Origin of the sequence: Parapedobacter pyrenivorans, assembly GCF_014636865.1 — a bacterium.
GTDB classification, from domain to species: Bacteria; Bacteroidota; Bacteroidia; order Sphingobacteriales; family Sphingobacteriaceae; genus Parapedobacter; species Parapedobacter pyrenivorans.
The window spans coordinates 357,635-369,823 of sequence record NZ_BMER01000003.1; the positions used below are offsets into that span (position 1 = coordinate 357,635).

Sequence of the window (12,189 nt, forward strand, 5' to 3'; positions counted from 1 at the left end):
CTTACTATAGTTTTATCGGAAGGTCTACAGACCTACGGTCCAACCGTTGGTCCACTCAGGCTTATCGGTGCCTGCACCGGCACCGGTAGCGTTGGAGTTTTCGGAGAATACAGCGCTCACGTCAGCAGCCGCACCAGCAGTGTTCTTACCTGAAGACAGCTTGGTGACGTTGTCAAATTTCACGCCAGTGGCTTTCAACGATCCGTCGCCTACGAATGAAATACCTTCATCGTGTTCTACATCAAAGCCAGTCCCCCAGTTACTCAACACCACATTATCGAATATACCTTTAGTTCCAACGCGCAATTTGATCGCATGGTTTTCGCCACCGGCACCATTGCCAATCAGCGTCAGGTTTTTGATTGTTGGGTTGGAAACAGGAGTAGCCAAGTGATTATTGCTGTTGTTGTCGGCCTCAATGCCCCGGTTACCATCATTGGTACGAACGCCGTACCAGTTCTCACCGTTCCCAACCCAGCCTTCTGTCCAGTCAAACAAATCATCACCGACAAATTCGGTTGAAAAGTTTGAGACCACTAGGTTTTTTGCATTTACCGTTCCGCCAAACCATTCAAAGCCATCGTCAGAGCCTTCATGGACTTGAATATTTTCGACGACAGTACCACTGCCCACGCCAAAGAAAGAAACACCGTTGAACTCCTTTTCATCATTGTAAGAATAGCCGGAATATTCAATCCGAAGGTATTTAATGGAACCCGAATTGTCACTTGCGTTAGTGCCCCCATAAGCGAGATCACCCACTTCGGATTGTGCAGTTTCACCTTTATTGATCGGAGCAGCACCGCAAAGTACCAAACCACCCCAAGCACCAGGTTTCTCTTCAGCAGCGGTAAATACGACCGGGTTGTTAGCGGTTCCCTGAACATCAATCTGCGCTCCGCGCGATATTCCGATAAAGCGAACAGCAGCAAACTGATTCGCCGGAAGTGCGGTCGCTTCAACGATTACACCGGGCTTAATGACTAATTTTGCCCCTTCTTTCACGACTAATGCGCCGGTCAACTTATACGTACCTTCCGCTAGCACCACTTCGCCACTAGTGATTTCGCCCTTCAGATCATCACGATTGACAACGAAGCCGTTATCAGGGCCTGGTTGTGGATCGTCATCGTCGCTACAAGAAGTCACAACCACCGCAACAGCCAGTGCAGTAGCTCCCATCATCCATCTAAAAGTCTTTTTCATTTCCATGTTCATTTTTTTATATAATCTGTATTCCGATACAAAAGTGTATATTAATAGTAACCTGATTATTAACTTCGTATAATCAAATTGTTAACCCGACACCTGCATTAAAGCTGGTAATTTACGCCCAGTGAAAAGAACTGTCCTTTCTTATAGGTCAGTACTGGTACGTGCCCATTCGCATTTTCTTGGGTCCTGCGGTATTCAGGATCCAGGATATTCCTTAGCAACAAATCCACACCAATCCGCCGATTAATCTTGCTCCGAATGATGAAGTCGAGCGTTCCTACACCCCGATCAACCAAGTTCCCTTTCTGTTCGATGCCAAGCGAGTAAATCTTGTCCGAAAAATAGGAGTAAGCGACTGTAGCCATAATATTACCGTCATTCCGCCAGCGCTTGGTATAGGTAAGATCAGCGTTGACCAATAGATCAGATGCGCCGGTAAAGTTAGAGCGGTTATGCGTAGGGCGAATGTCAAATCTAGTTTCCTGTCTTACCTTATCCGTATTGATATCCTGGTCGGTCTTCATGTAAGCCACATTCAAACCAGCCGAGAATAGATTCCGATCACTATTCCATTTAACTAAATCCTTCTTTGCCTCCAATTCAACACCGATTACGGTACCGACATCCCCGATGTTTACCCAAGAGATATCATTAGCAGTAGCCGCAATGCTGATTTCATTGATTGGATTTTGAACATATTTTCCAAACGCCGCTAACGAAATCAACTCAGACGACGATGGGAACATCTCCCATTTGATATCCAGATTATAGTTATCAGAAGGATATAAAAATGGATTTCCTTGTTCAGACACCGTGCCATCGTCAAATACAAATGGAGCCCTTTCTTTGAATTGAGGTAATGTGTAGGTTTTGCTGGCACCTAAACGCAGGTTCTGTTTTTCGTTCAATTCGTATTTCAGGTTCAAACTCGGCAAAATCGGATTCTTGGTCAACGTATTTTTCCCACCGTCGGGAAAGAATTGTGTTACCCAATCGACATACTGCCGGATATTTTCATAACGAACACCAACAACAGAAGTCAACCGATCCGTCAAATCGTATTCCAAACTGACATAACCAGCATGAATCTGTTGGTCGCCACTATACAACTGCGGCGATTCGCCTGCAAATCCCGTAATATTGAAATACCCACTAGCGAAGCTATTCTGATTATACAACGCATCCAAATTATTGGGGTCAACAACCACAGACCTGCCCTGTGACGTATGTTCGAAATTAAATTGAATAGACTCAAACTCACGTTTTTTGAGCCGACCTTGATAACCTAACCGGATGATACCTCCCGGCGCCTCTGTATTCCCGATTTTGTAGCTTCCGTTCAAATTGACTGCATATTCATTTTCATCCAGCCGTTGATTGAATCGGTTATTATCTGAATCCGCAAATTCTGCGATCCGATACCCTTCGCCGTCTACATATCGAAGTACATTTTCAATCCGATCGGGCATAATATAGGCAACGCGGTTTGCTGACACTCCCCAATCCACATCGATCCGGCTGCTCAATTGATGCGTACCCAACAACTGGTTGACGAAAACCCGATTTTGTGCATACGAACCTAATCGCCGTAAGCCAGTGGTACCTTCCGTGATATCACGGAAATAGCCGTTATAATTGTCATTCCACTGATCGCTGCTGTTGACAAACAAGAAATTATACGACAGCTTATGCATTGGATTAATCAGGTATTTTGCATTGAATAAGCCAGTAGTGTTGGTTTTATACCCAAAGCGCGTTTGATCGGACCACCGTATCCTTGCTCCCTGCGCACTGACGTCATTATTGACCCCCTCACGGTATTCAAATCCGTTCCCAAAACTAGCTGTCCCAAAGAAATTGAGCCGACCTGTACCGCCGACGTTGAATGACTTGCCACCCAATACACGGACATTGGCTGGGTAGGGATTGCGGGATACCGGATTTGCGCTATTGGTGAAGTTGAACCCGCCCAGCGGATTCTCGGGTATGGAATACTGCGAGAAGCCCCACCTGTCGCCGTTTGGAAGTTGTGCGAAGGCACCGGCGTGGGATATCGCATTGGTATTCAACGTAGAAGACACCGAAACCTCGAGCATACCGTTCCCTGAATAATCTTTCGAGTAGATGTCAATATTTCCGCCTCCGAAGTCGCCAAACATTTTGCTATTGTAAAGCTTATCGACAGCTACAAACTCAATGACATCGGTCGAAAATAAATCCAACGCGATATTCTTTAGTTTAGGATCATTGGAAGGCAACGGCAAACCATTGAACGAGGTCGCATTGTAGCGATCGCCCATTCCACGGATATAAACTTGCGTCCCTCCCTCCTCTTTTGAAATCCCTGACATCTTAGCCACAGCATTTGCAGCATCGCTTGCGCCGATCCGTGACAACTCCTGCGCACCGATCCGCTGGATTACCAGACTGGCTTTCTTTTGTTCAGCCAATAAGGCGATGTCAGTCCCCCGCTTACGCGTAGTGGTTACCACCACTTCATCCATCAATTCACCGGATGCTTCCAGCTTGATATCCAGTATGGTCTCGGCTCCCTCTTTTACAATGATATCGTCAACACGGATAGTTGAGTAGCCTACATAGCTTACCTGTAGCACGTGCTGCCCTGCAGGAATCGCCGTGAGCAAGAAAGTGCCATCGTCGCCCGAAATGGTGCCGTGAGTACTCCCTACAATGGTTACTGAAGCACCAATGATTAACCCATCGGTGGCAGCGTCTTTAATTTTGCCTTTGACAATCCCTTGCTGGGCATGCGCATTAACAGCGGAGCACAACATGAAAAGACTGATAAACAGTAAATAAATGTTAATTTTTCTATTTTGCATGGTCTGATAAAAATTCCATGCAATAATCCTAATTTAACATTACCTAAACGTTAGTGTTACATAAAGGAATGTTTAGTTTTATGTTAACTGAACGTTACTCAAAATAATCTGCAAAAATGGCGCAAAAAGACCACTGCCAATCTACCTGCTCCCCGACCGCTCCCCGACTGCTGCGCGTGGCTTGACTGTATGCCTGCTGTGGGCTGGCTGTCAGCCGGGTGTTTTAAGCACCGTTACAGCAAGGGGACCGCAGTTAGATAGCCAGCTGACCCGACCGTAATGCGATGCCTTTTGGTCGAAGGCAGACACAATATCAATAAAGTTGCATTAACTTGATGCATATCTAAACGGAATAGCTTAAACTTGCGGAACTGAATGGCTATCAATGCCAAGAATTTACTTAATCGCATTACCATGCAGGATTATAATACAAATACAGTTATCCGATTGAGCGGCATCAAATACCGGTATCGCGGGGGAGAATCGCTGGACTTTGCAGACCTCGAAATTCCCTCGGGCCAGCATACGCTGATGTTGGGTGATTCGGGCAGCGGCAAAACGACGTTGCTGCATATTCTTAGCGGCCTACTCCAACCCAATGAAGGGACGGTGCAAGTAGCTGGTGAAGACATCTACGCGCTATCCGCCCGGAAACTCGATGCATTTCGTGGCCAACGCATCGGGCTGATTTTTCAGGAAGCTCATTTGGTAAAAAGCCTCACGGTAAAAGAAAACCTGCAAATTGCACAAGGATTTGCTGGCGCCAAGGTAAACAATGACCGGATACTGGAAGTTTTGACGTTACTCAACCTTGGCGATAAGATTTATAGTTACCCCAGCAAATTGAGCCGTGGCCAGATGCAGCGCGCGGCCATCGCCCGTGCGGTGATCAACAGACCGGCAATACTCGTGGCTGATGAACCGACCGCATCACTTGACGACCGGAATACCGAACGTGTGTTGGACTTGTTAATCACACAAGCCGAGCAACATGGTGCAACGCTCATCATTGCTACGCATGACAAACGGGTGAAGTCACGCATTGAACATATTTACCAAGTAAGTTGATAGGAACGGTAAAACGTAAAAAAATGAAGGTATTACAAATTGCATGGAAAAATATCCGACAAAATCCAGCAACATCCATATTAGGCATATTATTAACTGCCTTTGGCACAGGTATACTATGCGTACTATTGCTCACCTCGCACCAACTGGAAGAGCAGCTCGACAATAATAGCCGCGGCATCGATTTGGTAGTGGGTGCCAAGGGAAGCCCCATCCAGCTTATCCTGAGCAGCATTTACCATATGGACAACCCGACGGGCAACATCAGCCTCGCTGAAGCTGAAAAACTGGCCGCCAACCCGATGGTCAAGCTGGCCGTTCCGTTGTCCTTAGGCGACAATTATCGCGACCACCGGATTGTTGGAACTGACAGCACGTTCCTACAGCTTTATGGTTTAGAATTGGCTGAAGGCCGGATTTGGCAAGAGGATTTCGAGGCTGTCATCGGCGCTGAAGTGGCGCAAAAGCACCGCCTACATATAGGAGACAAAATTTATGGGGCACACGGCCTCAGCAGTGAAGGCCATGCGCACGACGAACACCCCTATACCATCACCGGTATTTTCAAACCGGCACATCACATCGCAGACCGATTGGTCGTGGCTAATCTGGCCAGCGTATGGCGCATGCATGGAGATGAGGGTGACGAAGACGTTCATGAACATGGGGATGAGCATTACGATGAAAACCATAGCCACGACCTAGCCGGCGTGGAGGAGCACGAACATCACCATGGTGAGCAACACCCACAGGAGGATGGCAGCAGCGATCATCAGGACGAACCTCAATTGGTCAAAAGCATCGTGGGCGATGTCGGCACCAGTGAACGTGAAATCACCAGTATGCTTATCCAATACCGCAACCCAGCCGCCATTGGCATGTTCCCCAGGCTGGTCAACCAACAAACAGCTATGCAGGCAGCTTCCCCTGCCATGGAGAGCGCTCGGTTATTCTCGCTATTGGGGATTGGCATAGATTCCCTACAGGTACTCGCATACGTAATCATGCTGATGGCCGCATTGAGTGTATTTATCAGTTTATATAACGCACTAAAGAGTCGAAAGTATGATCTGGCCATCATGCGCACCTTAGGAGCATCTCAAGGAAAGCTGTTCGGCATAGTGATTGCGGAAGGAATATTGCTTACTTTTGTAGGTGCATTGCTGGGAATCATAATTGGTCATACTGCGCTTTACCTGATTGGAGCCAGCACGGATGGCACGGCGACACTATTGGAAACATTGGTTTTGCTACCGCAAGAAGGTTGGCTGGTGGTTATCGGTGTAGCTATCGGTTTTGTTGCGGCTGTAATTCCCGCCATAAAGGCTTATAAAACCTCGATATCGCAAACGTTGTCAGGAAATTAAACACATGATAAAACAACTAATAGTCACTGCATTCATTTCCTTGGGCTTACATCATGCAAACGCTCAGCAGGATAACCCGTTTGGTGAAGTACCAGATCACACTCCGATGATGAACGAAACATGGGAAACCATCAACAAACTGATGTACAAGGTCACCTATAAGGACAATCAAACGGTTTATACCCCACATTTTCCGGATGAGTTGAAGGCCATAGACAAAAAAACCGTTACACTACCGGGTTACTTGGTACCCATGACGGGTGGCCGGGACCACGAGACATTTATGCTCTCTGTGCTACCCATTATGCAATGCATGTTCTGTGGCCAGGGCGATGTGCCGCCCATGGTAGAAATTTTTATGAAAAAGGGCAAAAAAATACGCTTCACCGAGGAACCCATTAAAATAAAGGGAACAGTACGGCTCAATGCCAATACTCAAGAGGGCAATTCTGAAATCCAGATTTTAGATGCCGAGGCGATTTGAGAGGCTTGTTTGATATACTTCATCGGACTATCTAACCAAAAATAAGGCATATAGGAAATTTTTAGGCGGCCTGCTGCATTAAATTTGACGTTATTGATAAATCAACATTCAATCGCAAATTTATGAAGACAATCCGAAACGCTTTTGCCGCATTTTTTTTTCTCAACCCTTGCTTCGCCTGTGAGCGGGGAGACACCTTGGTCACGGAACCAAGAGCGGAAACCTTCCCAATACATGAAGAGTCGGCAGCTGATATCATAACCCCTACCCTTGGTGTAGATGGTCAATATCGGATCGAATGGAAGGGCATCACTTGGCTGGTGAAGCATGCAACCAATCGCGAAGAACCAAGAGGGCCGGGGGAGAATATCTGGAGCAGCCAAAATGTATGGGTGGATGAACAGGACAAGCTGCACTTGAAAATCACCCGGCAACCCGATGGCCGTTACCTGTGTGCTGAATTACAGAGTGAAAATGACTATCAGTATGGCACGTATACCTGGAAAGTCGACAGCGATCTAAGCGGATTACAAAAAGATGTGATCTTCGGCTTGTTCCAATACGGAGGAACCGATTACATCAATGAGATAGACTTCGAATTTACGCGCTGGAATAACCCTTCCGCCAACTGGTGCAATTATACGGTATACCGGAATCAGGTAACGACTTCCAACCCGGAGGTAAATTATGTGCACATCGACTATTCCGAACCCTTGGATGGGACGTATACCACGCATACCTATACGCGGGAACCCAATAAAATAACCTTCAAAAGTTATCACGGTCATGGCACTGCATCGTTGTTTACAAACATACCGGGTGGCACGACGGGATGGGTATTTGACGAGCCGGGCAACGTACCAACGAAGGCAATGCCGGTCTACATTCAGCTATGGACAAAATACAAAAATGTGATAAACTACGAGCTGAACAGTCCGAGTGTGGAGGTCATCGTAAACGATTTCATCTTTACCCCATAATCCAAAAACTTAGCTATATTGCATACCCAGTAAATATAGCTAGGTTTGTATATATCCGATATGAGTAGGGTCTGGTTCCGTTGCTGCCTTCTGTTGATCTGTCTGAGCAATTGCATGCTTGCCCGGGCTCAATGGGATTATTTGAAATTCAAGCAGCTGAAAACATCAGACGGCCTTTCCCAAAACACCATACAGACCATCTTCGAAGACGACTTAGGGTTCCTGTGGTTTGGCACACAGGATGGAATCAACAAATACGACAGCTATCAATTCCATATTATACGGAAAACCCCGGATAACGAACAAACCCTGTATTCCAACGACATCAAATCCATCGTTCAGGATCGCGACAAACAGCTATGGATTGCCACATCTGATTCGGAATGTCCCAACATCTTCGATCCCGTTACCCGTCGGATCAAGGGCGCGGATGTTTACCTAGCCGATAAAGCGACGGATTTGTCCAACGTTATTTCCTTCTCGACAACCCGGGAAGGCGATGTATTGCTTTGCAGCCGATTATCCGGATTATTGATTTACGATCACCAGCAAAAAAAGATTACAGCTACCGAAGTCGACTTCCCAGTCACCTGCACGGAACAGGATCCGCAAGGAAACCTGTGGGTGGGCACCTACCAGCAAGGCGTGGTCGTTACCGACCCGAAAGGCCGGATCATCCATCGGTACGAGGCACTCAACGATGGCCCCGTTACGGATATCCACATCGATCAATCGGGGCGGACCTGGGCAAGTTCAGCAACGTCAGGAATATACTACTTTGACCCAACGCAAGGTCGCTTTACCAACGCACGGCTCGATTTCGCCGGTAAACTCATCGGACAGACGAAAGTTCTGTGCATCGGCGAAGATATCGATGGGCAGATTTGGTGCGGCACCGAAAACGAAGGGCTGTATATCCTGAATCTGCCCCAACGGCGCTGTAAAATATACCGCGCAGATAAACAGGATGCCCGGAGCATTACAAGCAACTCCATCAACTGCATCCAACGGGATCGGAAAGGCAATATGTGGGTTGGAACATCCGGTGCAGGTATATCCATGGTCAATATCGATGAAATCAATATCCTGCATTTCCGGAACACCGATAATCCCCACAGCCTGAACAATAACATCATAAATTGCCTTTTTCAGGATGCAGGAGGCAATATCTGGATCGGTACAGACGGCGGTGGACTTAATCGGTTTGACAAAGCCCAAAACGCCTTTGCCAACGGGCGCGACATCCTCTTTCAACAGCCGGGTGCGGGACGCTACGTAGTTTCGATCACCGAAGGCAATGACGATGAATTGTGGGTCGGTACCTGGGGAGAGGGGATTTACCGCTACCATCGGGGGAGAAAGGGCGTAAAAAGAGTAAATACGACCAACACACCGGAGCTGAAAAGCAATAATATCAACAGTATGCTGAAAGACCGGCGCGGCCGGATCTGGATCGGCACATACGGGGGCGGGTTGACGGTGTATGACCCAGCGGAAGACCGATTCCGGCATTACGGGATGGAGAAAGACATAAACAGCAACCACATACTTTCCCTCTTTGAGTCTTCCGATGGGACGATCTGGATGGGAACCGAAGGTAGCGGCATCGGGTTATATAGTCCCGAAACCGGTTCATTCGATGTAATCACCACCGATTCAGAACTAGCCGGCAACCCGCTTTCCAACAACACTGTAAAAAGCTTTGCCGAAGACCGGCACGGTAACATCTGGGTTGGAACCTCCTACGGACTCAATAAACTGGATGATGCGCACAAACGAAATACCATCTATTTTACTTCCAATTCTGCCCTCCAAAGCGACATTGTCAATGCGATTGTGACAGATAACTACGGGCATATCTGGGCGGCGACGAATAAAGGCATCACGAAAATCGACGACCGCACGCAGGCGATGGTCAACTACATGCCCTCCAATGGCCTGCAAGGCGATGAATTCAGGCGGGCTAAGCTCGTAGACCGCGAAGGAAACCTCTATTTTGGTGGGGTCAACGGGCTCAATGTGATCAACAAATCCGGTGTTAAACCCCGGAATTATACCCCCTCTCTGGTATTTACGAATTTTCAGCTGGGCAATGTCGACGTCCCCATCAGCACGCCGCAACAACCGACCCCGTTGGCGCAGGATATCAACTACACAGAAACCATTACGCTGAATCATACGCAAAATATTTTTTCGGTCGAATTTGCTTCACTCAACTATGTGGATCCAGCCCTGAAGACCTATGCCTACAAGCTCGATGGGCTGGATAACAAATGGCTGCCATTGGGGAATAAAAATACCCTATCATTCAACAACCTCCCGCCGGGCACATATAACTTGCTTGTGAGAGGGGTAGACAACAGCGGCAGTTGGTCGGATAATGTAGCCAGTATCCGGATAGCCATTACCCCACCGTTCTGGCTGACGTGGTGGTTTAAAACCCTCGCTGTCGTTTTGGTATCAGTCGTCATTCTATCTAGCTACTACTACCGACTCCGGAGCATCCGCCGGCAAAATACCATGTTGGAACGAAAAATTGCTGAAAAAACAACCCAATTGCATAATGCCAACAGCGAATTACAGACGACCAACCAGGAAATCCGGAATCAGAATACCACACTCGCGCTAAAAAACGAAGAAATCAGCCGGCAACAGCAAAAGATCATCGAGCAAAACAGCAAACTGGAAACGGTCATCAGCGAACTGGAAACGAGTAACCAGATGAAGGACAAGTTCCTCTCCATTCTGGTGCATGATCTGAAAAATCCGCTCTCTGCACTCACAGGGCTTACCGATTTGCTGAAAGAGAATCTTCCGCACCTTTCCAGAAAGGAGATTACGGCGTATATCGAAGACCTTAGCCTTTCGTCCAATTCGCTGAGCAACCTGGTCATCAACCTGCTGGAATGGGGAAAAACCAAAACCAATAAGCTGCATTTTTCGCCGAAATCATTCAATCTATATGACCTCATCCAAAAGAACATCTATCTGTTCAATCTACAACTACAGGGCAAACACATTCAGTGCAACGTATCGGTAGACCCCGGTGTGCAGCTGTTCGCAGACTATCAGATGATCAATACCATCATCCGGAATATTTTAAGTAATTCCATTAAATATACCAACGACGGTGGACGGGTAGCCTTTGAATGCATCAACGATGAAGGGTATGTCCGCATCAAGATCCGGGACAACGGGATTGGTATGGACACCGCCCAAATCGAAAAAATCTTTCAGGATCAATCGGATTCGACCATCGGCACCAACGGTGAAACCGGTACAGGCCTAGGCTTTCAGATATGCCGGGAATTTATCAGAGCCCACAACGGTGAGCTGTCCATACAAAGTGCCAAAGGCAAGGGATCGGTATTCACCATTTCGCTGCCGAATGTGCGGGGCGACTCCGGGAATCACCAACGGGATCTCCTCGCCCCCACTCCAATGGTCGCCGAATCGCTGCACAAATTCGCCAATGTGCGCGTCCTGGTGGTCGACGATAACCAAAGCATCCGATCCCTGCTCAGGCATATGCTGGAAAATTACTTTGAAGTGGATGAAGCCCGCAACGGCCAGGAAGGACTGGACATTGCACGCAAAACGCAGCCCGACCTGATCATCACCGATCTGATCATGCCGGGCATCGATGGATTGTCATTAACGAAATCGATAAAAAGCGATCTCATGACGTCGCACATACCTATATTGTTGTTGACCGGTGAAGATCAGGAAGCCAGTCAGCTACTGGGGTATAAAGCGGGGGCAGATATTTACTTAACCAAACCCGTTCATGCCGATCTATTGCTTGCCGTGATCGGTAATTTCCTGGATCGGCCCAAACCAACCTCGAAAGAGCTGATCGATGAAAGCACACCCGAGACAGCCGATCTGGGACTATCCGAACTCGACAAAGCTTTTATGGAAGATGTACGGGATTTTGTGGTGACCCATATGACGGAATATGACCTCGATTACAAAAGCCTGTGCCGCCAATTCGGCATGAGCCGTTCCATCCTCTATGCCAAATTCAAGGCCATTACCGGCAAGGGCGTGCACGACTACATCAAATCCATCCGCCTGGCGGAAGCGGAGAAACTATTGCACGAAGGCAAAATGAATGTTAGCCAGATTGCTTACTCCGTGGGATTCAATTCCGTATCCTACTTTTCGAAGTCGTTTTCCAAGCAGATGAACGTATCGCCCAAAGCCTATCAGAAAAATCCGAAATGAACCCG

At 47.6% G+C, this 12,189-nt stretch carries 7 protein-coding genes; 5 read left to right on the plus strand and 2 right to left on the minus strand.

Features of this window, described 5'->3' with window-relative positions:
• Positions 1-24: 24 nt before the first annotated feature.
• Together IEV98_RS16385 and IEV98_RS16390 are read right to left on the minus strand one after the other, a co-directional pair.
• Positions 25-1,206, minus strand: coding sequence for a beta-helix domain-containing protein (locus IEV98_RS16385; RefSeq protein ID WP_188507096.1), 1,182 nt, complete (start codon positions 1,204-1,206; stop codon positions 25-27).
• Positions 1,207-1,313: 107 nt separating this feature from the next.
• The gene (locus IEV98_RS16390) at positions 1,314-4,058 is read right to left on the minus strand and encodes a TonB-dependent receptor (protein ID WP_188507097.1); all 2,745 of its coding nucleotides are present in this window, start codon (positions 4,056-4,058) and stop codon (positions 1,314-1,316) included.
• A 375-nt stretch (positions 4,059-4,433) separates the two neighbouring features.
• Between IEV98_RS16390 and IEV98_RS16395 the strand changes: the two genes are divergently transcribed.
• From IEV98_RS16395 to IEV98_RS16415, 5 genes are all read left to right on the plus strand, one after another.
• Positions 4,434-5,126 carry an ABC transporter ATP-binding protein gene (locus IEV98_RS16395; protein WP_229738797.1) on the plus strand — a complete coding sequence of 231 codons (693 nt, stop codon included), beginning with the start codon at positions 4,434-4,436 and terminating at the stop codon, positions 5,124-5,126.
• 23 nt (positions 5,127-5,149) lie between these two features.
• The gene (locus tag IEV98_RS16400) at positions 5,150-6,493 is read left to right on the plus strand and encodes an ABC transporter permease (RefSeq protein WP_188507098.1); all 1,344 of its coding nucleotides are present in this window, start codon (positions 5,150-5,152) and stop codon (positions 6,491-6,493) included.
• 4 nt (positions 6,494-6,497) lie between these two features.
• Entirely contained in the window at positions 6,498-6,977 is a 480-nt protein-coding gene (locus IEV98_RS16405; RefSeq protein WP_229738798.1) for a hypothetical protein, read from the plus strand.
• 122 nt (positions 6,978-7,099) lie between these two features.
• Complete coding sequence (locus tag IEV98_RS16410; RefSeq protein WP_188507099.1) at positions 7,100-7,957, plus strand: glycoside hydrolase family 16 protein; 858 nt, start codon at positions 7,100-7,102, stop codon at positions 7,955-7,957.
• A gap of 60 nt (positions 7,958-8,017) precedes the next feature.
• Positions 8,018-12,184, plus strand: a complete 4,167-nt coding sequence (locus IEV98_RS16415; protein WP_188507100.1) for a hybrid sensor histidine kinase/response regulator transcription factor — start codon at positions 8,018-8,020, stop codon at positions 12,182-12,184.
• The last annotated feature ends 5 nt before the right edge of the window (positions 12,185-12,189 follow it).

Bases quoted from the DNA above. Each gene is read 5' to 3' on its own strand.
- IEV98_RS16390 (WP_188507097.1), bottom strand. From the start codon at position 4,058: ATGCAAAATAGAAAAATTAACATTTATTTACTGTTTATCAGTCTTTTC.
- IEV98_RS16415 (WP_188507100.1), top strand. From the start codon at position 8,018: ATGAGTAGGGTCTGGTTCCGTTGCTGCCTTCTGTTGATCTGTCTGAGC.
- IEV98_RS16405 (WP_229738798.1), top strand. From the start codon at position 6,498: ATGATAAAACAACTAATAGTCACTGCATTCATTTCCTTGGGCTTACAT.
- IEV98_RS16410 (WP_188507099.1), top strand. From the start codon at position 7,100: ATGAAGACAATCCGAAACGCTTTTGCCGCATTTTTTTTTCTCAACCCT.
- IEV98_RS16395 (WP_229738797.1), top strand. From the start codon at position 4,434: ATGGCTATCAATGCCAAGAATTTACTTAATCGCATTACCATGCAGGAT.
- IEV98_RS16385 (WP_188507096.1), bottom strand. From the start codon at position 1,206: ATGAAAAAGACTTTTAGATGGATGATGGGAGCTACTGCACTGGCTGTT.
- IEV98_RS16400 (WP_188507098.1), top strand. From the start codon at position 5,150: ATGAAGGTATTACAAATTGCATGGAAAAATATCCGACAAAATCCAGCA.